A 22288-nucleotide genomic window follows, 5' to 3' on the forward strand; every position below is an offset into this window, starting at 1 on the left:
GAACACCCGCACATGAGTACCAGCGCCGACGCGCCCTCCGCACCACCCAAGCATCCCGTCGACCAGGTTCCCCCGAAGGGAAAACTGGCCGTCCTGTCGACCCAGCATGTGCTGGCCTTTTACGCCGGCGCGGTGGTCGTTCCACTGCTGATCGCCAGCGGACTGGGACTCGATGCCGAGACCACGATCCACCTGATCAACGCCGACCTGTTCACCTGTGGCATCGCCACACTGATCCAGTCGGTCGGGTTCTGGAAGGTCGGTGTTCGTCTGCCGATCATCCAGGGTGTGACCACCACCGCAATTTCACCGATCATCGCGATCGGTCTGGCGACCACCGGTGGCGAGGGCGGTGTCGAGGCACTCCCCGCCATCTACGGTTCGATCATCGTCGCGGGCCTGTTCACCTTCTTCGCTGCGCCGTACTTCGCGAAGTTCATCCGGTTCTTCCCACCGGTGGTTATCGGTACCGTACTGACCACGATGGGTATCACCCTGCTGGGCGTGGCAGCCAATGACATCACCAGCTTCGCCGAGGGCACGCCGGATGCCTCCGACATGGCCTATGCGGGCGTCACTCTGGCGGTCATCCTGCTCGCCCAGCGATTCTTCAAGGGATTCCTGGGTACCCTCGCCATCCTCATCGGCCTGGTCGTCGGCACCGGCGCAGCCGTCATCCTCGGCGACGCCGGTTTCAACGACGTCGGCTCGTCCGACTGGGTGGGCTTTACCACCCCGTTCTACTTCGGTGCCCCGGAGTTCGTTCTCACCGGAATCATCTCGATGTGCATCGTCATGCTCATCACCATGGTGGAGACCACCGGCGATGTCTTCGCCGCCGGCGAGATCGTCGGTAAACGGATCAAGAAGAACCACATCTCCGCTGCGCTGCGTGCCGACGGGTTGTCCACCACGCTCGGCGGCGTGCTGAACTCCTTCCCCTACACCTGCTTCGCCCAGAATGTCGGGCTGGTGCGGATGACCCGCGTGCGCTCACGCTGGGTCGTCGCCGGTGCTGGTGTGATCATGATCGTCATCGGCCTGATCCCCAAGGCCGGTGCGGTGGTCAGCGCCATCCCCGGGCCCGTGCTCGGGGCAGCCAGCCTCGCCCTGTTCGCCAATGTGGCGTTGGTGGGTATCCAGACACTCGGCAAGGTCGATCTCGCAGACAACCGCAATGCCGCGGTGATGACCATCTCCATCGGCCTGGGCATGCTGGTGGCCTTCAAACCGGACATCGCACAGCTTTTCCCCGACTGGGCCCAGGTATTCTTCGCTTCCGGAGTCACCACCGGCTCGATCGCCGCTATCCTGCTGAACCTGTTGTTCTTCCATGTGGGACGGCGTCCCTCCCCCGATGTGACGCGCGATGCCGGCGGGCGGACGATCACGCTCGAGGACGTCAACGCCATGGACCGTGGCACCTTCGTGGAGACGTTCGCCCCACTGTTCAACAACACGCTGTGGCCGCTGGAGAACGCTCACGCCGCAGCACCGTTCACCACCGTCCAGGACCTGCGGGACGCCGTCCAGGAAGCGGTTCTCACCGCCGAGCGCAGCGATCAGAAGGCTCTCATCCGCGACTACCCGTCCATGGCGGAGCTGCTTCTGGATCCGGAGGCGTCCAAGCGGATCTCCGGTTTCGCCGGTTCCGTTGCGCTGGAGAACCTGGACACGATGGACGATGTCGAGCAGGAGCAACTCGTCGAGCTGTCAGAGCGGTACCGCGAACGGTTCGGCATGCCGTTCGTCACCTGCCTGGGCCGACTGGATTCGCGCACGCAGATCATCAGCGAGGGAATCCGCCGACTGGAGAATTCTCCGGCCCAGGAGCATGTGCAGTTGCTCGGTGAGGTGGTGGAAATCGCCAATGACCGGTTCAACCACATGATCGCCGACGCCAACCCGGTCGCAGCCGCGTGGGAAAGCAAGTTCGACCACCTGGAGTGAGAACTCAGCGCGGCTCAGTTGTCGCGCAGTGCCTTGATCAACTCGTCCTTGGTCATTGACGAGCGGCCGGGGATGTCCAGCTCCTGGGCCCTCTCGTAGAGATCATCCTTGTTCCACTCGTCGTAGCTGGGCGAGTCCCCGCCACGGCGGCCCATCTCGGATCGTGACGTATTTGCCGCGGCGTTGGCGATGCGGGCGGATTTCTCCTTCGACGCCCCCTCGTCCCGGAGACGTTCGTAGAGCTCCTTGTCCTTGACCGACGGGCCGGGATCATCCTGGTCGTTCCGGTTCTTCTGTCCGTTCTTCTCAGCCATGCGTCCCGAGGGTAGTCCTCATGTGGGTGGTCGCGTCGGCCATCGCCCGCTGCGCCCCGCTCCACAACGCCACCGAGTTGACGAAGGGGTGGACCAGGCCGCGGTGTCGACGCAAGGTAACAGTCACCCCTGCGGATTCCAGCCGCCTGGCGTAGGCCTCCCCCTCATCCCGGAGAGGATCGAAACCGGCGACCGCGACATAAGCGGGAGCGAGCCCGGCGAGGTCAGGTTCCAGGAGCGGGGAGATCAGGGGATTGGTCGGATCCTCTGCCACGGTCAGATCACTACTTCTGCCGAGGTAGTGATGCTCGTACCAGTCCATCTGCGCGGCCGTGAGGTACAGGCCCGCGCGGCCGAATTCCTCGTAGCTCGCCGTCCGGGACGACAGGTCGGTCACAGGGACGAACAACTGCTGTAGCACAGGTTGCGCACGTCCATGCTCACGCAACCACAGGCAGCAGGACGCCGCGAGGTTGCCGCCGGCGGAGTCCCCGGAGATCACCAGGCGGTCGGTGTCCACCGTCGTACCGGCAACCGGGGCGCCGTCCTGGAGTGCGGTGAAGACAGCCGTGGCATCCTCCAGGGCCGCGGGGAAAGGGTGCTCCGGGGCGAGACGGTAATCCACGGCGACAACGGTGACGCCTCCCCCTGCGCACAGGCTGCGGCACGCGGCGTCGTGACTGTCGAGGGACCCGGTCACCCATCCACCGCCGTGAAGGTAGATGAGGGTCGGACGAGGCGGCCCGGCTGACGGGGACGACGGCTTGTCGAGGTAGATCCTGACCGGAACACCGGCGACATCGGTGTCGGTCACCTCGGCGACCCGGACATTGCCCGCAGCCAGGTAGGCCTCCCGTTCCACAATCCGGCGGGAGTGCACCGGTGGGACATCGACGATGTCGAGCGAGCTGACGACCTTGAGCGACAACAGGGTTGCCGCCACATCCGGATCCAGAACGTCACCGTCGCGGTTCCGGCGGAGTCCCCATTGTCGCCAGGCCGACGTGGGAAGTCTGCCCGTGACGGCTCCCAGCAGCCGGGCGCCGGCGGCGGTGACCGAATCAACGAGTCCCGGACGGAACTCACCGTTTCCGGGATTCACCACGCCTGCACTGTGATTCACATCATTTCGTCGACGCATCCACCTACTGTGTCACAGCATGCCCGCTTCGCGCACTGTATCGAGTTCGGAGGCGAGCTCATCAGCGGTGGTACGAATCCGCTCCTGTTGGCGCTCATCGAGCTCCAAGCCCTGGACGATTTCCCACCTTCCGTCGACTGACCGGCACGGGAAGCTGGCGAACAGTCCTTCGGGGATCCCGTAGGAACCGTCGGAGCGCAGGGCGACCGACACCCAGTCGCCCTGCGGGGTGCCGTTGAACCAGTCGTGCATGTGGTCCACGGCCGACGACGCCGCCGAAGCCGCCGACGAGGAACCGCGGACCTCGATGATCTCCCCACCCCGCTGCGCCACCCGCGGGATGAAATCCTCGTCCACCCACGTCTGCTCGAGGGAACCGGCCACGGGCTCACCGTCGAGCCGAAGTTCCGCAACGTCCGGGAACTGGGTCGAGGAATGGTTTCCCCACACCGTCATATTCGTCAGCCGGGTTGTCGACGTCCCTAACTTCTCGGCGAGCTGAGCGAGCGCGCGGTTGTGATCCAGGCGGGTCATCGCGGTGACCTGACCGGCAGCGAGTCCGGCGTGGGCATCGAGGATCGCAGCATTGGTGTTGGCCGGGTTACCCACGACCAGCACACGCACGTCCGGCGACGCGTTCCGCGCGATGGCCTGCCCCTGCGGTCCGAAGATCTTCCCGTTACCGATGAGCAGGTCGGAGCGTTCCTCCCCCTTGCCCCGTGGTTTCGCACCGACGAGGAAGACGGCGTCGGCTCCTGCGAAGCCCTCATCCGGGTCGTCGGTGACGGTGATGCTGTCGACGAGAGGGAAAGCAGAATCAGACAGTTCCATCGCCACCCCCTCGGCCGCGCGACGGGCGTCGGGAATCTCCAGCAACCGGAACGCCACCGGTCGGTCGCCGAAAGCATCACCGGCGGCGATACGGAACAACAGCGAATAGGCGATCTGACCGGCGGCGCCGGTGACGGTGACGGTGACGGGTGTGGCGGCTGTCGACATGGTGCTCGACCTCGTTCCTGGTTGGGTTTCGGTGATAGACCGGCATATGGTCGGTGCCCTCCCCAATGTAAACGTCTTCCACAATCCCTGCCCCCTCCCCCTGATCCGGTGCCCCCTCATTGGTGGGGAGTGCAAACATTGTGGTCAACTCGTTCGTTAGTAGCGCTTAGCATGGGTACCCCATGGCAACGTCAGACGAGAACACCGGCGTGCCGCGCCTTCGGGCAACCCCACCGGGTGTGTACTCGTACCGACCCCCTACCCCCGGGATCCATCCTGTGGGCAGGGAACAAGAGACCAGGCCAGGAGAGCCCTTGTGATGACCGACCCCGTCGAGCTGCCAGGCAGCCACCGGCGTTACGACTGCCCGCCGGACGAGTACCGGCTGATCCTGGATACCGCGATCCCTGAGCTGGTGCGTTCCGGACTGTCCGCGGACACCCGCGACATCGCGGTAGGCGCCGGTGTGCCGCCGACCCACCCGCTGCTGCGCGATACGCGCGTACTCTATGACGAGGCGATCCGTTTCGCATTCCGCCGTCTCTGGCCCCGCCCGGAGGACCTGGACGTCGAACGCCTGGTTCCTGCAGAGGCCGTCCGCTCGCTGGTCCGTACGGCCTACCGTCGCCACCGGGCCAATCCGGACGCGGTGCGGCTGATCATCTCGGAGAACGTGCTGTCACGGACCCACCTGGAAGGGCGGTCCGATGTCCTGGAGTCCTCACCGGTTGTCCTGCAGATCGACCGGGTGCTGATGCGCGGTCAGGACTACGGCGCATTCCGGCCCGGTATCTCCGCCGAGGACGTGTACGTGCTCATCACGTCACTGTGCTGCTTCCCTGCCTCACAGGGCACCATGTTCCAGTTGCTCTACGGCACTGACATGGACCATGCCGCAACCGTCGACGGACTCGAGAAACTCGCGTGTGACACTGTGCTGGCGTTCTTGACCACGTCGATGCCCACGACACAGGGTAGCTCCTACACCCACGCCGCTCCGACCACGACGACACCGTCGTCCGTCTCCGCATCGTTGTACACCGCAGGTGACGGTGGCTCGGTGGAGGAAGTCGTGACCTACCGTCCCGAGGATCTACCTGATTTCACCGAGCCGGAGGACGCCCCTGATACCCAGCCGTTCCCGCCCTACGACGCATACGCTGACGACCTCGGTGAGCAGGGCCTGGACGACCGGGACGGCGCTGACGATGACGACGGAACCGTTGACGACCACATCGCCGCACTCTACGACGACTAGGTGATCAGGCGCTGCGGCGGTCGCGTTCGGCGACCTCTTCGTGGGTGAGCAGCTGTGGTTCCGCCTCCCCGCTCACACTGGCGCCGGTGATGATGACCTCGCCGGTGTCCTTGTCATCAGGGATGGCGTACATCACCGGCAGCAGGAGGTTCTCCACGATCGACCGCAGGCCGCGGGCGCCGGTCTCCCGTTCGAGAGCCTTCCTGGCGATGCCGCGCAGGGCGTCGTCCTCGAAAGACAGCTGGACTCCGTCCATCTCGAAGAGCCGTTGGTACTGGCGCACCAGGGAGTTCTTCGGTTCGGTGAGGATACGCACCAGCGCATCCTCGTCGAGGTGCCCTACGTGGGTGATCACAGGGAGCCGGCCGATGAGTTCGGGGATCAGGCCGAACTTGACCATGTCCTCGGGCTCAACGAAGCGGAACGGATCCGGGTCTTCGTCGGACTTCCCGCGGATCTCTGAACCGAAGCCCACGCCCTTGCGCCCGCGACGCTCGGCGATGACCTTCTCCAGCCCGGCGAAGGCTCCGGAGACGATGAACAGGACGTTCTTCGTGTCGAACTGGATGAGCTCCTGGTTCGGGTGCTTACGGCCGCCCTGCGGGGGGACGGCGGCGACAGTGCCCTCGAGAATCTTCAGCAGGGCCTGCTGGACACCTTCACCGGAGACGTCGCGGGTGATCGAGGGGCTCTCCGACTTGCGCGAGATCTTGTCGACCTCATCGACGTAGATGATGCCCTGCTGCGCCTTCGCCACATCGAAATCTGCGGCCTGCAACAGTTTGAGCAGGATGTTCTCCACGTCCTCACCGACATAGCCGGCCTCGGTGAGGCTGGTGGCATCGGCAATGGCGAAAGGCACATCCAGCATCCTGGCCAAGGACTGTGCCAGATAGGTCTTGCCGGAACCAGTGGGGCCCAGCATGAGGATATTGGACTTGGTGAGTTCTACCGCGTCGTCGTTCCGACGGGCGCCTGCATCGTCCGTCTCGGCACGGATGCGCTTGTAGTGATTGTAGACAGCAACCGCCAGGGTGCGCTTGGCATCATCCTGGCCGATGACGTACTCGTCGAGGAAGCTCGTGATCGCCGCGGGATGCGGCAGGTCGGCAGAGTCACCGGACGGGGACGCGCCGGCGGCGAGTTCCTCTTCGATGATCTCGTTACAGAGCTCGATGCACTCATCGCAGATGTACACACCGGAGCCTGCGATCAGCTTGCGGACCTGCTTCTGGCTCTTTCCGCAGAACGAACACTTGAGCAGTTCGGCGCTTTCCTGCATCGATGGCATGTGAGACGAACTCTCCTGGGAAACGTGTCGGGAAACGTGTCGGCAATTCGTGGGTAACGCGTCCGGCCCATCATACCCCCGTGCCTCGCGCCGCGGCGTCCCGACACAGTGTCTCGGACCACCTGACGCGGGCGATGCACCGTGGTCCTGCTCGGCGCACATCGGGTAGCAGAGGTGCCGCGCGGCTGTCGGGGTAGACTGCCACCCGAGCAGCTGCCACTGACGAGCAACCAGCTGAAGAAAGTCCGACCGAGCCCGACCGAACGACCAGGAAGAACCCCTTGCCCCCGTCCATCACCTCCCTGACCGACCACGCCTGTCTGGTGGTCCACGGACCTGACCAGCCCGGTCTGGTCTCCGTCATCGCCGCACTGATAACCCGGAACAAGGGCAACATCATCTCACTTGACCAGCACTCCTCTGATCCGGAGGACGGCGGGTTCTTCCAGCGCATCGTCTTTCACCGTCAGAACCTCGTCACCGTCATGGACGACATCAGGGCTGACCTGGCGGAGACCCTCGACCCCTACGACATGGCGTGGTCGCTGTCCGACCGGTCCCAACCCAAGCGGATGGCGATACTGGCGTCCAAGGACGACCACTGCCTCCTCGACCTGCTGTGGCGCCAGCGCCGCGGTGACCTGCCGGTCACCATCCCCATGGTGATCTCCAACCACACCGGGACCGTCGAGGACGTCCGCTCGTTCGGGGTACCGTTCTTCCACGTCCCCTCGCAGGCGGGGCCGGACAAGTCCGAATCAGAGGCGGAGATCCTGCGCCTGCTGAAGGGAAACGTGGACTTCATCGTCCTGGCCCGCTACATGCAGATCATCTCCAGTGACTTCCTGGAACAGGTCGGCGTGCCCGTGATCAACATCCACCACTCTTTCCTGCCGGCGTTCATCGGCGCTGCCCCCTACCGCAAGGCGAAGGAGCGCGGAGTGAAACTCGTCGGCGCCACGGCCCACTACGTGACCGAGAACTTGGACGAGGGCCCCATCATCGAGCAGGACGTGGTGCGTGTCAGTCACAGGGACCACGTTCCCGACCTGAAGCGGCTGGGAGCGGAGGTCGAGCGCTCCGTCCTGTCCCGGGCCGTGCTCTGGCACGCCCAGGACAAGGTGATCCGGACCGGGAACACCACGATCGTGTTCTAGTCCCCCGCGCAGGACGCCAACGAAGCTAGAACGGCCCGGCGAGCCCACTGCGGTCCTGCTCGGGACTCTCGGTTCGACAACCGACATCTGGACAGGCATCCAGGACCGGTCGCCGATCAGGCGTGGTTCCGTACAGGATCCTGTACGCGGTCCGCTGCGTGCCGTCCCGCGAGCCACCCGAAAGTCAGGCCCGAACCGACCTGGACGCCCGCACCCGGGTACTCCGACCCCATGGCTCCCGCCGCATCGACGCCGGCAGCGTACAGACCGGTGAGCGGCACACCGTCGTTGTCCACCACCCGGGCGGAGGTGTCGACCCGGATGCCGTAGGTCGTCGCCAGTGGCGTGGGGTGCACGGCAATAGCGTAGAAGGGCGCCTCCCGCACCGGTCCGATGTTCGGGTTCGGCGCGTGCTCAGGGTCTCCAGCGACACGGCCGAAGAGCTTCTCCCCCTTGCCGAAGTCCTCGTCCACGCCGGTCTCGGCGAAGCCGTTGTAGCGACGTACCGTCTCCGCCAGCCCCTCCGGATCAACTCCGATGTTGCGGGCGAGCTCGTCCACGGTCGCGCCGGTGCGCAGGTACCCCTCCTTGATGTGGCGGCGCAGCAGAAATGCGGGCAGGTGCGGCATGGTGATCACGCCGAGTCCGTACCTGGACAGGGTCCGGGAATCCACGACCAGCCACGCCGGGACGGCCCGTTGATCCGGCTGGGCGTACATCGCCCGGACAAAACGGTGGTATGAACAGGACTCGTCGACGAACCGGCGTCCGGTGGAGTCGACGGCGATGATTCCGGGCTTCGCGCGGTCCCAGATATGGGGGAACACCGCTTGTGAGCCGTCCCTCCGGGTGGCGACGGAACTGGGGAACCAGAGCGCATTCTCACCATTGTCGGAGCCAAGGGAGCCCCCGACCGCCTCGGCCAGGGAGAATGTGTCGCCTGTGACGCTGTCCGCGGCACGGCTGTACTGCGGAGCCGGTTGTGGAAGAAGCTTTTCGCGCAGTTCTGCGGACTGTGAGAAACCTCCTGCCGCAAGCACCACGCCTCCGGTCACACGGACGCGGAGCATCCTGCCCCCGGTCGCCACGACAGCACCGGTGACCGCTCCCTCCTCCGTGGTCAACTCCACTGGTCGGGCGTTCGTCCAGATCTCTCCGTCACGGTCGAGCAAGGCGCTGTACATCGATGCGATCAGCGCATTGCCCATCACCAGGCGGGTACCACGGCGGTACCCGGAGGCACGGTCAGCGGCCCACCGGAATCCGAGTTTCAGCGCCAGTCCCACTGCCTTTGCGGTGGGGACGACCGATCTGGAGAACAACCCCAGCAGGGTCGCGACCTCAGGACGCCGCAGCATCAGTGTCCCGTTCATCAGGGCGAACTCCGGTACGGGCGGGCGAATGTCCCGGAATGCCCGTCGGTCGAGGGCACGCCCGTCGAAAGGTTCGGGCTCGAGTGCACGGCCGGTCTGACCCGTTTCGGGCAGCTCTGAGTGGTAGTCGACGACAGCTGGTGAGTGCAGAAACCGGACTCCGAGTTCTTCCATCTCTCTCAGCATCTGAGGCGCGCTGTCCAGATAGACACGCCGGAGATCAGGATCGGACTTGTCACCGACCAGGCGGTCCAGGTACCGCTCGGCACGGGCGCGGTCGTCGTTGTTGTTGTCGGAACGTTGGAAGGCATTGTCGGGAGCCCAGCATGTGCCCGCCGAATAGGCGGTGGTTCCGCCGACGTACTGGCTCTTCTCGACGACGAGGACTCTGAGTCCTCGGGCCGCCGCCGTCAGCGCTGCGCTGAGCCCGCCTGCGCCCGAGCCGACGACGAGCAGGTCGACGTCCCGGTCCCACGGGTGCTTCCCGTTCGCTTCTGCTGACTTTGTCGTCACTGCCAACGTCGCTGTCCCTTCATAGTGATGCGTGGTGGTCACTGTGCAGCCTAGGAAGGACGTGCCGGTACGCTGGCCCTTTCCCGTTCAACGGGACGGCGGGGGGACGGTGGGCCTGACTACTCTACGGATTCCGGGGGTGGCGGTGGGAAAGGCCCGGCCGTGCCTCCCGGAGAAGAGTTCTGCCCGCAGAAGTAAGTGTGGAGCGGTCCGACGTTCTGGCATTACAGACCGCGGACATGGTGTTCCGCGTGTCTGTCAGCGCACGGCGAAGGGCGCAGCGGTGATCTCCCGCAGCTCGTCGACGGTGACGCCGTCGGCGCATTCGACCAGTGTCAGCCCGTTCTCCGGGTCGACCTCGAACACCCCGTGGGATGAGACGATCAGGTCAACACACTTCGCCCCGGTCAACGGCAGCGAGCACTGCTCCACGATCTTCGGGGTGCCGTTCTTGGTGATGTGGTCGGTCATCACGATGATTTTCTGCGCACCGTGCACCAGGTCCATCGCGCCACCCATGCCCCGGACCAACTTGCCGGGCACCATCCAGTTGGCGAGATCTCCGTAGCAGGAGATCTCCATCGCGCCCAGCACCGCGACGTCGACCGAGCGGGAGCGGATCATGCCGAAAGACTCCGAGGAGCTGAAAAAACTCGCGCCCTCGTTGACAGTAATCGTCTCCTTGCCGGCGTTGATCAGCTCGGGGTCGACCTCAGCTTCGGTCGGGTACGGGCCCACGCCGAGGACGCCGTTCTCGGAGTGCAGGATGACATCGATATCGTCGTCCAGGTAGCCCGGGACCAGGGTCGGCATGCCGATACCCAGGTTCACATACTGGCCGTCCTGCAGCTCGGCGGCGACACGGGCAGCCATCTGCTCACGGTTCCAACCTTTTGTCTCAGCCATCGTCAGGCCTCCGAATTCTTGTCGGGACGGGTGGTGCGGTTCTCGATGCCGGTCTCCTGGGGGCCGACGTGCACCACGCGGTCAACGTAGATACCGGGCAGGTGAACCTCGTCGGGGTCCAGACGGTCGACCAGGTGCTCGACCTGCGCGATGGCCACGCGGGCACACTTGGCGGCCTCCGGATTGAAGTTCTGTGCGGTCTCACGGAAGACGAGGTTGCCCTGGCGGTCAGCCTTGTGGGCATGCACAAGTCCGACATCAGCCTTGATCGCGGCCTCCAGGATGTAATCCTCGCCGTCGAAAGTGCGGGTCTCCTTGGGCTCGGAGAACTCCGCGACGGAACCGTCCGGGTTGTAGCGCACGGGCAGCCCCCCGGTGGCCAGCTCGGTACCGACACCCGCCTTGGTGTAAAACGCCGGGATACCTGCGCCGCCGGCACGCATACGCTCGGCGAGTGTGCCCTGCGGGGTGAACTCCACCGAGAGGTCCCCACTGAGGTACTGCTGAGCGTAAATGCGGTTCGACCCGATGTAGGACCCGATCGTGCGCGCGACACGACGATCCTCCAGAAGCGTCCCCAGGCCGAAGCCGTCGGTCCCGCAGTTGTTGGAGATGATCGTAAGGTCCCCGACTCCCAACGTCCGGACCGCGTCAATGAGTACCGACGGGATACCTACCAGGCCGAATCCACCGACAGCGACAGATGCACCGTCGAAGAGGTCCGCCACCGCCTCGTCTGCTGTGCTGAATGTTTTGTCAAGCATATGGAAAACTGTACACTGGTGTTCGCGCAATGGACAAATGTTCGCTGCATGAACGGATGACAGGAGTAATCCGGTGACACACACAGACGGCAGACCATCCGGAGACGGCCCCGGGGGCCAGGTCCAGTCCTTCGTGCGCGGGCTCGCCGTGATCCGCTGCTTCGACGGTGAACACCCCCGACTCACTCTCGCCCAGGTCGCCGAACGGACCGGACTGGCGCGAGCCACGGCGCGGCGATTCCTGCACACCCTGGTCTCGATGGACTACGCCAACACCGACGGCACGGACTTCTGGTTGACCTCCCGGGTACTCGAACTCGGCCACAGCTACCTGTCGTCGTTGTCCCTGCCGGACATCGGTCAACCGCGGCTGGAGGAGCTTTCCCGACGCATCGGGGAATCGAGTTCCATGTCCGTCCTCGAAGGACGTGACGTCGTCTACGTCAGCCGGGTCCCGGTCCGCCGGATCATGGCCGTGTCGATCACCATCGGCACCCGCTTCCCCGCCTACGCCACATCGATGGGACGGGTACTGCTCGCCGACCTGAACCCCGTTGACCTCGACGCCTATCTCGACTCGGTCGCTCTGGAACCGTTGACCCCGCGCACGTGCACCTCCGTCGGCCAGCTGCGGGCCGAACTCCAGACGGTACGCGACCAAGGCTGGTCCCTGGTCGACCAGGAGCTCGAGGTCGGGCTACGGTCCGTCGCTGCCCCGGTCCATGGGCCGGACGGTCGGGCGGTCGCCGCGGTGAACGTCTCCACGCGCACCGAGGTGTACGGCATCAATGACCTGCACCGTGACATTATCCCCGAGCTGTTGGCGGCAGCACGGGCGATCAGCGGTGACCTCGCCGCACAACATCTGTGACCATCGACCACATACGACAGACCACAACAGTCCACGACAGCTGAGGAACTCACCCATGAACGACACCCCAACCTCCACCCCCACCACTGCTCCCGCGCCGACCGACGTGGTGCTGTGCTCGCCGTTGCGCACCCCGGTCGGCGCCTACGGAGGAGCTTTCACCGACGTGCCCGTCCAGGAGCTGGCCTCCACCGTCGTCAGCGCTATCGTCGAGCGCACCGGCCTGACAGCTGACTCCATCGACGACATCATCCTCGGCCAGGCCTCCCCGGATGGTGCCGCGCCCGCTCTCGGACGCGTCGTCGCACTGGACTCCGGCCTAGGTGACAGCGTGCCGGGCATGCAGCTCGACCGACGGTGCGGCTCCGGGCTGCAGGCGGTGGTCACCGCCGCCGCCCACGTCGCCACGGGTGCCGCCGACCTGATCATCGCCGGCGGCGCGGAATCGATGAGCCGCACCGGATACTCCGTCGACGGCTCCATCCGCTGGGGTGTCAAAGGTGGCGACCTCGTCCTCCACGACCGTCTGGCCGAAGGACGTGCCTCTGCCGGAGGTCGCCACCACCCCATCCCCGGCGGAATGATCGAGACCGCCGAGAACCTGCGCCGCGAGTACGGCATCACCCGCGAGGCTCAGGATGCACTGGCCGCCGAATCCCACCGACGAGCCGTCGCGGCCATCGATGACGGTCTGTTCGCCGACGAGATCGTCCCTGTGACGGTTCCGGGCAAGCGCCGTCGTGATCCGGAGACCGTCGTCGACCGCGACGAGCACCCGCGCCCGGGCACCACCACGGAGAAGCTCGCCGGCCTGCGGCCGGTGATGGGACGCCAGGACGACGAGGCCACCGTCACCGCCGGCAACGCCTCCGGCCAGAATGACGGGGCCGCCGCCATGGTCGTCACCACCCGGGCTCGCGCCGAAGAACTCGGGTTGGAACCTTTCGCCCGACTGAGCGGCTGGGCCGTGGCCGGAGTCGCCCCGGAGACCATGGGGATCGGACCGGTCCCGGCGACCGCGCGGGTCCTCGACCGCCTCGGAATAACCCTGGACGACCTCGACGTCATCGAACTCAACGAGGCCTTCGCCGCCCAGGCCCTGTCCGTGCTGCAGGAGTGGGGTGTTCCTGCCGACGATCCCCGGCTGAACCCGCACGGTTCCGGAATCTCCCTGGGCCACCCTGTCGGTGCCACCGGCGCCCGGATGCTGGTGACACTCTGCCACGAGCTACGTCGTCGCGGTAAGGATGGTGATGGTACGGACGGTCTGCGTGGACTGGCCACGATGTGTATCGGTGGAGGACAGGGACTGGCCGCCGTACTCGAAGCAGAACAAGCCTGACCGGCACCGCGCCACAGCACCCACCACACGCACACGAAGGAGCCGACCATGACCTCAACGAATTCTGGAACCTCTCCCCTCATCCTGCACGCCGACGCCTACGGCCCGGCGGATGCCGAGACCGTGGTGTTACTCGGCTCTCTGGGTTCTACGACCGAGATGTGGCTGCCTCAGCTCGACGGCCTCAGCACCAGGCGACGGGTCATCGCACTGGACCACCGCGGCCACGGGAGATCACCCATGCCACCGACCGCCTCCGGAAACTCGACGGTGCCGGATCTCGCCGCCGATGTCCTGCATACCCTTGACGGGTTGAATGTCGGACGTTTCACCGTGGTCGGGCTGTCCCTCGGCGGGGCGGTCGCACAGTACCTCGCGGCAACCAGCGACCGGGTGGACGCTGCCGTGTTCATCTGCACCGCCGCGAAGTTCGGCGAACCCTCCGGATGGGTCGAGCGGGCACACACCGCCCGCACCGACGGTGTCGGTGCCCTGGCCGACGCGGTGATCACCCGCTGGTTCTCCCCCGCCTACCGGGAGCAGAACCCGGCGACCACCGACCACTACCGCGACATGATCGCCGCCACCCCGGACGAGGGGTACGCGGCGTGCTGCGACGCCCTCTCGCAGTGGGACTTCACCTCCCGGCTGGGCGACATCACCGTGCCGACACTGGTCATCGCCGGTGAGCACGATCCGTCCACTGCTCCGGAGACGGTGAAGGTGATCGCGGACGGTATCGACGGTTCCTCCTATGCGGTCTTGTCGCCTGCGGCACATCTGCCGAACCTGGAACAACCGGAGACCGTCAACGGCCTGATCCGCGGCTTTCTGGCGGACTGACCGCCCGACGGAAGGAGGAGACAGTGGCGAATTCCCGCTCCGGTGAGTCGGTACTACAACGTGCCATGAAGATCCTGGAGTGTTTCGACGCCGACCGGCCCCGGTTGACGGCCTCACAGATCGCCGAAGCCACGGGGCTGTCCCGGTCGACGACCCACCGGCTCGTCACCGAGATGACCTCGGTGGGCATGCTGCAACGGCTCGATGACGGGAACTTGACGGTGAGCACCCATTCCTGGGAGACCTCGGTGCGGTGCAGCCCTCTCGAACAGCTTCGGGACCTGGCTAAACCTGTCCTTGAAGATCTGCACGCGCGGTTCAACCACCACATCTGTCTCGCCGTTCCGGATTTCGAGGCACTCAGCGTGCTCTACCTCGAGCATTATGACGCGGGATACCCGCTCCGGATCCTGAGCCGACACGCCTCCCGGTTGTCGATCCACAACAATTCGGCGGGGTTGACCATGCTCGCTTTCGGTGGCGAGAAAGCGGTCAACCGTGTCTTGAACGGCTCATTGCCTGACCGGGTGACAGGCGAACCGATGGACCCCGCCCGGATCCGTGCAGACCTGCTCCTGATTCGTCAGCAGGGCTACGGGCACATCGTCGGCGGCATGGTCACCGAAAACACGTCGTTCGCTGTCCCCTGTTTCAACCTGACCGACGGATCTGTGCAGTGTTCCCTCGGGCTCGTGGCACGGACCGACCAATGCGATCACGACGAGGTACTCGGCGCACTTATTTCTGCTGGCAGAACGCTTTCCGATGCACTGACCGACGCAGCCACCCCTGATATACCCCCGGCTCTCCTAGACAAGTCAGCCTGACCGTCCCCCCGTTGTCCCGTTCAACGGGAAGGGGGTCGGCAGCTGCGCTCCATGGAAATACGGTTCACAGTGTCCAACGCAGTGTGTTCCAGATCATAGAGCACCGCTGACATCAGACCCAGAATGGAGAGCACCGTGACATCAACTGCCACGAATGCCGAACGGGAACAACCGCACCAGGAAAAGACTCCGAAGAAGGCCGCCATGGCGTCCCTGCTCGGTTCCACGCTTGAGTACTACGACTTCGTCATCTACGGAACAGCATCCGCACTGCTGTTCAACCAGCTGTTCTTCCCTCAGGGCGACCCCGTCGTCGCCACGATCGCCTCCTTGGCCTCTTTCGGTGTGGCCTATGTGGCACGTCCCTTCGGAGGTCTGATCATGGGGCACATCGGCGACCGCATCAGTCGCCGTACGGCCTTGATGGTCACGCTGGTCATCATGGGTCTCGCGTCCGTGTCGATCGGCCTGTTGCCGACATACGAGTCCATCGGCATCTGGGCTACCGTCCTGCTGTTGATCTGCCGCATCGCCCAGGGCTTCTCCGCGGGCGCGGAGTCCGCAGGTGCCTCGACGATGACCATGGAGCACTCCCCCGAGGGCCGCAGAGCGTTCTTCACCAGTTCCGTGATGGCGGGCTGCTCCATCGGTAACGTGCTGGCCGGGCTGGTCTTCCTCCCCTTCCTCGCTCTCCCCGAGGACCAGTTGATGAGCTGGGGCTGGCGTATCCCGTTCCTGCTGTCCGCTGTGGTACTCCTGGTGGCGTACTTCGTACGTACGCGGTTGGAAGAGCCTGATGCCGTAGCCACCGCGGAGGAGAAGATCGGTGAGGATTCCAGCGCAGTGCATGAACTGCCGGCGATGGCCGTCCTCAAGACCCAGGGTGTGGACGTCGTCAAGATCGTCATGATCACCCTCTACTCGGTGATCCAGACCACCTTCAACGTCTACGCGCTGAGCTACGCCACCGAACACGCCGGCATCGAGCGTCCCACCATGGTGACGATCAATACCGTCGCCCTGGCGGTCTCTATCGCCTTCATCCCGTTCCTCGCCTGGGTGTCCGACCAGATCGGGCGCAAGCCCGTCCTCTTTATCGGCGCGATCGGCTCCGTGATCACCACCTACCTGTACTTCATGGCGATCAACGACGGGCATATCGCGTTGATGTTCACCATCTGCATTCTCAACCAGGGAATGTTCTACTCCTGCTGGAATGCGACGTGGACGATCTTCTTCCCGGAGATGTTCGCCGCCCCGGTGCGCTACACCGGAATGGCCATGGGCAACCAGCTCGGTCTGGTGATCGTGGGCTTCGTACCTGCCATCAACACCGCCATCTACGCCTGGGCCGGCTGGCAGGCGGTGGCAACCTTCATCGCAGTCTGCGTCGCCGTCAGTGTGGCGGTCATCATGACCTGCCGCGAAACGGCTTTTACTCCCCTCGACCAGCTGGGCCTGAAGAACACGCCGAAGTACACCCGGGCCGATCAGCGTGCGCTGATCGCGGCCGCAGGGACGCGCGAGCCCGGCGCTATCGCAGACATCGCTCCGGAAGACGGTTCCCGGGAACCTCTTCCCAGTAACGCCCCCTAGCCAACGAAAGAGAGTATTCACCATGTCATCGTCCACAGTCCCCAACGACCTCAGAGTCGGCATCGTCGGTTGCGGTGCGATCTCCCGTAACCATCTCGAGGCTTTTGCCGCCGCTCCGGGCGCCCAGGTCACCGTCGTCTGCGACATTGACCCCGACCGCGCCCGCCAGACGGCGGAGCAGTACGGCATCGCGCATGCGGTCGGCACCGTCGACGAGCTCCTCTCCACCGGAGTCGACATCATCTCGGTGTGCACTCCCCACCCCACCCACGAGGACGTCGTTCTCGCGGCAGCCGCCGCCGGAGTCCATATCCTGTGCGAGAAGCCCATCGCCGTAGACCTCGCTTCGGCACGACGCATGACATCCGCCTGCCACGCCGCCGGTGTACGCCTCGGAGTCCTGTTCCAGCGTCGCTTCTGGCCCGCCGCCCAGGAGATGAAGGCTGACCTGGTCGCAGACCGACTCGGCGAGCCGATCCTCGGGCAGTGCACCGTTCTGCTGCACCGTGACCCCACCTACTATTCCGCCACTCCGTGGCGCGGCACGTGGGACAGCGACGGCGGCGGGGTGTTGATGACCCAGGCGATCCACTACATCGACCTGTTGATCTGGATGCTGGGAGACCCGGTGGAGGTCTCCGGAAAAATCGCCACGTTCACCCACGACATTGAGGTCGAGGACACGGCCGTCGCAACCGTGACTTTCGCCTCCGGAGCACTGGCCACGATCAATGCCACCACCGCGGCGGACACTGCGCTGGGCGCCCGGGTTCAGGTCACTGCGTCTTCCGGCGCCACCCGCACCATCCTCGAATACCCCGAGGGCACCGACGGCCGGGCCGTCCTGCGCGCCGAGAACGGTTCGGTGAGCACCACCCCGGACTACCCGGACGATCTCGTGGCCAACGCGGATCTTCGTACCATCAACGGGGCGCTGATCCCCCATCACACCGCCCAGGTGGCCGACTTCGTCGCCGCCGTTCGAAACGGGTGTGCGCCGGCGGTGACCGGGCACGACGCCACCCGCTCACTGGCCGTGCTACTCGCCGTCTATGAATCATCGCGCACCGGCGCCCCAGTGCAGCTGACCACGGACATGGTCGTCTCCGGCGATGTCGAGGAGGTGACGGCATGAGGTCTCTCGGACTCGCCCCGCTGTCGGCATTGTCCGTCGCTCCCGACGAACTGGTACGGCTAGCCGCAGACGCCGGCTTCGACTTCGTCGGTCTGCGCGTCCTCGCAGTCACCGCGGAGGAACCGTCCTACGACCTGTCCCCCGGGTCACCTCTGCTGGCCGACACTCTGCGTGCACTCAGCGATACCGGCCTGTCGGTGGTTGACGCCGAATTCCTGCGCATCGACGCCGACACCGACCGCACCACCTGGTTACCGGCGCTCGAGGCCTCACAGGCCCTCGGTGCCACACGACTCACTGTCGCCGCCGGAGACGAGGATCTGGTCCGGCTGACCGACACCCTCGGACGTCTGGTCGAGGACGCCGCCGAATACGGAGTCATTCCCGCACTGGAGCCGATCTCCTACCGCAGTGTGCATTCCCTGCCGGTGGCTGCACAGATCGCCCGGGACACCGGCGCCCGGGTCCTTCCCGACACCCTGCATCTGGCCCGCTTCGACGCCACTGCGGCGGAACTGGCGCAGATCGGCGACCTTGTGGACATGGTCCAGTTGTGTGACAGCCCGGCGCACGCGCCGACCACCGTGGAGGGACTCGTCGAGGAATCCCGCGCACTGCGGCTGGCCCCGGGCGACGGTGACCAGGACCTGACGCAGTTCCTGCGTCCGTTGCCGCCGGAGCTCCCAGTCAGCGTCGAGGTGCCTCACGACAGCGAGCGTGCCCGTTGCGGCGACGCCGCCTGGATCCAGCATCTGTATGCCACGACCACACGTTTCCTCGACACATTGTCCACCCCCGAACCGACATCTCCCGGAGGCCACGCATCATGACAGAAACACCCGAGACCACCTATGACGCAATCGTCATCGGTTCCGGCGCCGGCGGACTCTCCGCCGCGGTGACCGCTGCGCACCACGGACTGTCCGTTGCCGTCATCGAGAAAGCGGACGTGCTCGGTGGGGCGACAACGTGGTCCGGCGGGTGGGCCTGGACGCCCGGCACCAGCTTCGCCCGGCGCGACGGTGTCGTCGAGGACACCGAGGAGTTCCGCACCTACCTGCGCTCTGTCATCGGTGACTACTACCAGGACGACAACATCGACGCCTTCCTCGACGCCGCGCCGGAGATGGTGGACTTCTTCCACACCCAGACCCGGCTGCAGTTCACCCCGGGCACGGCGATCAAGGACATCTACGGTGACCTGCCGGGGGCCGGCACCGGACACCGCTCGGTGGGACCGACCCCGTTCAACGGACGCAAGGTGCGTCCGGAAGTGCGGGCGAAACTGCGCCACCAGCTCTACGAGACGTCCTTCCTGGGAATGGGCATCATGGCGGGTCCGGACCTGAAGAAGTTCCTGTCGGCGTCGCGCATGGATGTGCGGGGTTGGCTCCACGCGGCCCGACGTGTCTTGGTGCACGTCTGGGACATGGTGGTGCACCGGCGCAATATGCAGATGGTCAACGGTGCCGCGATGATCGGACGGCTCGCCGCCTCGTCCGATGATCTCGGTGTGGAGTTGTTGACCGGCACGACAGCCCGTGATCTGATCACCGACGCCTCCGGGCGTGTCACCGGGGTGACCGTGCAGGGGCCGGACGGCACCCGCGAACTCATCGCCTCGCGCGGTGTGGTGTTGGCCACCGGTGGCTTCCCCTCGGATGTCGAGCTGCGTCGCGACCTGTTCCCCCGTACCCCCACCGGCCAGGAGCACTGGACGTTGGCGCCGAAGGAGTCCACCGGTGACGGTCTGCGGATGGCGCAGGCCGTCGGTGCGGCCGCAACGACGGATCTGAAGGCCCCGGCGGCGTGGTGCCCGGTGTCCGAAGTCCCGTACCTCAACGGCAAGGTCGGCACGTTCCCCCACATCATGGACCGCGCCAAGCCCGGGTCTATCGGTGTGGTGTCGACCGGTCGACGCTTCGTCAACGAGGCCAACGGCTACTACGACTACGTCGACGGCATGATCAACGCCGCCCCCGAGGGCGAGCCGGTGCAGTCGTGGCAGATCGCCGACTCCACGTTCGTGCGCCGCTACCCCCTCGGCATGGCGAAACCCTTCCCGGTGCCGTTGTTCCCTTATGTGCGCAACGGCTACCTGGTCAAGGGCAGGACGCTCCGGGAGCTGGCGGAGAGGTGCGGCATCGATCCGGACGGGTTGGAGACCACCGTGGCCGAGTTCAATGACAATGCCCGTCGTGGTGAGGACCCGGAGTTCCACCGGGGCGAAACGGAGTTCAACCGGTACGGCGGTGACCCGAAGGTGGTGCCGAATCCGTCGCTGGCTCCTGTGGAGAAGGGGCCGTTCTACGCGGTGAAGGTCCTGCCGGGAAGCTTCGGCACATTCGCCGGTATCTCGGCCGACGGGCGCGCCCGAGTGCTCGGTGAGGACGGTTCTCCGATCGCAGGACTGTACACGGCCGGGAATGACCGCGCGTCGATCATGGGTGGGTTCTACCCGGCGGGAGGCATCAACCTGGGCCCCGCACTGACCTTCGGTTACGTCGCCGGCCGGGAGATGGCCTCGTCCGAAGGTCGTTAGGTGGTCGACGTCGCGCTCTCGGCTGCTCCCATCGCACTGACGATCATCCTCCTCGTCACGCGACTGCCGGCCTGGTCACCTCCCGTCGCGGGTATCGCCGCGGCGACGGCGGTGAGTCTCATCGTGCTCGACGGCAGCATCGGTGATCTCGTCGCTGCCGCAGGGGGCTCCTGGGACACGCTACTGAAAGTGGCGGCGATTATCGGAGCTGGTGCACTGTTGGCGCGGGTGATGCACCACACCGGTGCCCAGGACAGCATCGCTGCCTGGCTGTCCCGTGGCGGCGCGTCCGTGGCAGCGGCCCTGCTGATGACTCACGGTGTCGTCCCCTTCATCGAATCGGTGACAGGGTTCGGCGTGACGATCCTCATCGGATTACCGTTGATGCTGGCCTGTGGATTCTCCCCGATGCCTGCCGCCACGATGGTGCTGCTGGGACTCACGGTCAGTCCGTGGGGGTCCATGGCACCAGGGACGCTGCTGGCATCAGACATCGCCGGGTCGTCACTGCGCGACATGGGGCTTGCATCCGCCGTTCTGTCTCTTCCGGTGTTCGTGGTGTCCGGGATCTTCATCGCCGTGATCGCCGGTCGCGACTCGTCGACGGACACGCATGCCGGCGGCGTCCGTATATCGCACTATCTCCGGTGGGTGGCTGCGGGGACAGGTTCTGCAGTTCTGCTCTGGGTCAGCATCTCAGCCGCGAACTGGGCTCTGGGAACACCCGTCGCCGGCGCGGCCGGGTCTGCTGTGGCGGCGACGTTCTGGTTGCTCGTTGTCCGCGGTGGCCGGTTTCTCCCTGCCCCGGGGACCTCCCTGTTGCCCTACGCGGTCCTGATGCTGGGAACGATTACCGGCCAATGGGCTGCGTCCCACATCGGTATCTCCCCCGTCGCCGCGGTGCTCGAGTCCCCGGCACTGTGGGCTCTGGCCGGGGCGGCGGCGGGCATACTGTTGTTCGCACCGGATGCCGGGACACGCATCACGCTGTCCACCGAAGCCGGAAGCATGCTGCTCCAGGTGGGTATCCCGACGACGTTGTATGTCGTGTTCGGCACCGTGATGGGTGCCGGTGGTCTGGCCGGTGCGCTCGCCGGAGCGCTCACGAGTCTGGGCATCGCATACCTGGGCCTCTCCCCCTTCGTCGCGGCCCTGTCGGGCTACATCACCGCGTCTGGCACCGGGGCGAACGCCATGTTCGGGACCACGCAGATCGCCGCCGCACATGCCCTGGATGTCTCACCGTTCTGGATGATGGCCTCACAGAACGTGGTGGCGGGCTGGGCGGTGGCTGCCAGCCCGGCACGCATCGAGCTCGCTTACCGGATGATCAGCAGAGACCAGCGCCGGGCAGGTGGGGACGGTCCTGTGCCGACACGGTTCGGCCTGCTGAAGGTCATAGTCCCGGCAGTACTGTTGACCACCGTGCTATGCGGTGCACTCAGCCTGGTGTTCCTCACGTGATG

General features: G+C 65.5%; 19 protein-coding genes. 12 read left to right on the forward strand and 7 right to left on the reverse strand.

Annotated elements, in window-relative coordinates; all coding sequences use genetic code 11:
- Positions 1–12 precede the first annotated feature (12 nt).
- Positions 13–1950, forward strand: coding sequence for a solute carrier family 23 protein (locus CGLY_RS11575; protein WP_038549565.1), 1938 nt, complete (start codon positions 13–15; stop codon positions 1948–1950).
- Positions 1951–1964: 14 nt separating this feature from the next.
- On the opposite strand, the gene CGLY_RS11580 is transcribed toward CGLY_RS11575, so the two are convergent.
- The 3 genes from CGLY_RS11580 to CGLY_RS11590 are packed head-to-tail and all read right to left on the reverse strand — an operon-like array spanning position 1965 to position 4404.
- Positions 1965–2264: a DUF7218 family protein gene (locus CGLY_RS11580; protein WP_038549569.1), complete on the reverse strand. Its 300-nt coding sequence runs from the start codon at positions 2262–2264 to the stop codon at positions 1965–1967.
- A complete protein-coding gene (locus CGLY_RS11585; RefSeq protein ID WP_227590257.1) occupies positions 2257–3369 on the reverse strand; it encodes an alpha/beta hydrolase in 1113 nt (370 codons plus the stop codon). Before CGLY_RS11585 ends, CGLY_RS11580 begins: the two co-directional genes overlap by 8 nt.
- 48 nt (positions 3370–3417) lie before the next feature.
- Positions 3418–4404 (reverse strand): malate dehydrogenase, encoded by a 987-nt coding sequence (locus CGLY_RS11590; protein WP_038549577.1) that lies wholly within the window; start codon positions 4402–4404, stop codon positions 3418–3420.
- A 319-nt stretch (positions 4405–4723) separates the two neighbouring features.
- Here CGLY_RS11590 and CGLY_RS11595 point away from each other — a divergent pair, with 319 nt between their 5' ends.
- Positions 4724–5662, forward strand: a complete 939-nt coding sequence (locus CGLY_RS11595; protein ID WP_081803902.1) for a TetR family transcriptional regulator — start codon at positions 4724–4726, stop codon at positions 5660–5662.
- 4 nt (positions 5663–5666) lie between these two features.
- Here CGLY_RS11595 and clpX read toward each other — a convergent pair whose 3' ends face one another.
- Positions 5667–6944: an ATP-dependent Clp protease ATP-binding subunit ClpX gene (clpX, locus tag CGLY_RS11600; protein WP_038549580.1), complete on the reverse strand. Its 1278-nt coding sequence runs from the start codon at positions 6942–6944 to the stop codon at positions 5667–5669.
- 290 nt (positions 6945–7234) lie between these two features.
- Between clpX and purU the strand changes: the two genes are divergently transcribed.
- A complete protein-coding gene (gene purU / locus CGLY_RS11605; RefSeq protein WP_038549583.1) occupies positions 7235–8110 on the forward strand; it encodes a formyltetrahydrofolate deformylase in 876 nt (291 codons plus the stop codon).
- A gap of 116 nt (positions 8111–8226) precedes the next feature.
- Here purU and CGLY_RS11610 read toward each other — a convergent pair whose 3' ends face one another.
- The 3 genes from CGLY_RS11610 to CGLY_RS11620 all read right to left on the reverse strand — a co-directional run bounded on the left by CGLY_RS11610 (position 8227) and on the right by CGLY_RS11620 (position 11666).
- Positions 8227–10038, reverse strand: a complete 1812-nt coding sequence (locus tag CGLY_RS11610; protein ID WP_227590258.1) for an FAD-dependent oxidoreductase — start codon at positions 10036–10038, stop codon at positions 8227–8229.
- Between the two features lie 216 nt (positions 10039–10254).
- Complete coding sequence (locus tag CGLY_RS11615) at positions 10255–10902, reverse strand: 3-oxoacid CoA-transferase subunit B (RefSeq protein ID WP_038549589.1); 648 nt, start codon at positions 10900–10902, stop codon at positions 10255–10257.
- A 2-nt stretch (positions 10903–10904) separates the two neighbouring features.
- Positions 10905–11666 (reverse strand): CoA transferase subunit A, encoded by a 762-nt coding sequence (locus CGLY_RS11620; protein WP_038549594.1) that lies wholly within the window; start codon positions 11664–11666, stop codon positions 10905–10907.
- Positions 11667–11739: 73 nt separating this feature from the next.
- Here CGLY_RS11620 and CGLY_RS11625 point away from each other — a divergent pair, with 73 nt between their 5' ends.
- The 9 genes from CGLY_RS11625 (at position 11740) to CGLY_RS11665 (ending at position 22286) form a co-directional block, all read left to right on the forward strand.
- Entirely contained in the window at positions 11740–12537 is a 798-nt protein-coding gene (locus CGLY_RS11625) for an IclR family transcriptional regulator domain-containing protein (protein ID WP_052540117.1), read from the forward strand.
- Between the two features lie 55 nt (positions 12538–12592).
- Entirely contained in the window at positions 12593–13879 is a 1287-nt protein-coding gene (locus CGLY_RS11630) for an acetyl-CoA C-acetyltransferase (RefSeq protein WP_052540119.1), read from the forward strand.
- A 48-nt stretch (positions 13880–13927) separates the two neighbouring features.
- Positions 13928–14722 carry a 3-oxoadipate enol-lactonase gene (pcaD, locus tag CGLY_RS11635; RefSeq protein ID WP_038549597.1) on the forward strand — a complete coding sequence of 265 codons (795 nt, stop codon included), beginning with the start codon at positions 13928–13930 and terminating at the stop codon, positions 14720–14722.
- A gap of 23 nt (positions 14723–14745) precedes the next feature.
- Positions 14746–15549, forward strand: coding sequence for an IclR family transcriptional regulator (locus CGLY_RS11640; RefSeq protein ID WP_052540121.1), 804 nt, complete (start codon positions 14746–14748; stop codon positions 15547–15549).
- A gap of 123 nt (positions 15550–15672) precedes the next feature.
- Positions 15673–17145: an MFS transporter gene (locus CGLY_RS11645; RefSeq protein WP_081803903.1), complete on the forward strand. Its 1473-nt coding sequence runs from the start codon at positions 15673–15675 to the stop codon at positions 17143–17145.
- Positions 17146–17167: 22 nt separating this feature from the next.
- Positions 17168–18280, forward strand: coding sequence for a Gfo/Idh/MocA family protein (locus CGLY_RS11650; RefSeq protein ID WP_038549601.1), 1113 nt, complete (start codon positions 17168–17170; stop codon positions 18278–18280).
- Complete coding sequence (locus CGLY_RS11655; protein WP_052540122.1) at positions 18277–19110, forward strand: sugar phosphate isomerase/epimerase family protein; 834 nt, start codon at positions 18277–18279, stop codon at positions 19108–19110. The genes CGLY_RS11650 and CGLY_RS11655 overlap by 4 nt, the downstream gene beginning before the upstream one ends.
- Entirely contained in the window at positions 19107–20822 is a 1716-nt protein-coding gene (locus CGLY_RS11660; protein ID WP_038549604.1) for an FAD-dependent oxidoreductase, read from the forward strand. Before CGLY_RS11655 ends, CGLY_RS11660 begins: the two co-directional genes overlap by 4 nt.
- Complete coding sequence (locus CGLY_RS11665) at positions 20823–22286, forward strand: L-lactate permease (RefSeq protein ID WP_038549607.1); 1464 nt, start codon at positions 20823–20825, stop codon at positions 22284–22286.
- Positions 22287–22288: the final 2 nt, after the last annotated feature.

It is taken from the genome of Corynebacterium glyciniphilum AJ 3170, assembly GCF_000626675.1.
Classification (GTDB): Bacteria; Actinomycetota; Actinomycetes; order Mycobacteriales; family Mycobacteriaceae; genus Corynebacterium; species Corynebacterium glyciniphilum.

Excerpts from the sequence above, each read along its gene's own strand:
- CGLY_RS11575 (WP_038549565.1), top strand. The coding sequence starts at position 13 with ATGAGTACCAGCGCCGACGCGCCCTCCGCACCACCCAAGCATCCCGTC.
- CGLY_RS11655 (WP_052540122.1), top strand. The coding sequence starts at position 18,277 with ATGAGGTCTCTCGGACTCGCCCCGCTGTCGGCATTGTCCGTCGCTCCC.
- CGLY_RS11645 (WP_081803903.1), top strand. The coding sequence starts at position 15,673 with ATGGAGAGCACCGTGACATCAACTGCCACGAATGCCGAACGGGAACAA.
- clpX (WP_038549580.1), bottom strand. The coding sequence starts at position 6,944 with ATGCAGGAAAGCGCCGAACTGCTCAAGTGTTCGTTCTGCGGAAAGAGC.
- CGLY_RS11590 (WP_038549577.1), bottom strand. The coding sequence starts at position 4,404 with ATGTCGACAGCCGCCACACCCGTCACCGTCACCGTCACCGGCGCCGCC.
- CGLY_RS11580 (WP_038549569.1), bottom strand. The coding sequence starts at position 2,264 with ATGGCTGAGAAGAACGGACAGAAGAACCGGAACGACCAGGATGATCCC.
- CGLY_RS11615 (WP_038549589.1), bottom strand. The coding sequence starts at position 10,902 with ATGGCTGAGACAAAAGGTTGGAACCGTGAGCAGATGGCTGCCCGTGTC.
- pcaD (WP_038549597.1), top strand. The coding sequence starts at position 13,928 with ATGACCTCAACGAATTCTGGAACCTCTCCCCTCATCCTGCACGCCGAC.
- CGLY_RS11595 (WP_081803902.1), top strand. The coding sequence starts at position 4,724 with ATGACCGACCCCGTCGAGCTGCCAGGCAGCCACCGGCGTTACGACTGC.
- CGLY_RS11660 (WP_038549604.1), top strand. The coding sequence starts at position 19,107 with ATGACAGAAACACCCGAGACCACCTATGACGCAATCGTCATCGGTTCC.
- CGLY_RS11650 (WP_038549601.1), top strand. The coding sequence starts at position 17,168 with ATGTCATCGTCCACAGTCCCCAACGACCTCAGAGTCGGCATCGTCGGT.
- CGLY_RS11630 (WP_052540119.1), top strand. The coding sequence starts at position 12,593 with ATGAACGACACCCCAACCTCCACCCCCACCACTGCTCCCGCGCCGACC.
- CGLY_RS11620 (WP_038549594.1), bottom strand. The coding sequence starts at position 11,666 with ATGCTTGACAAAACATTCAGCACAGCAGACGAGGCGGTGGCGGACCTC.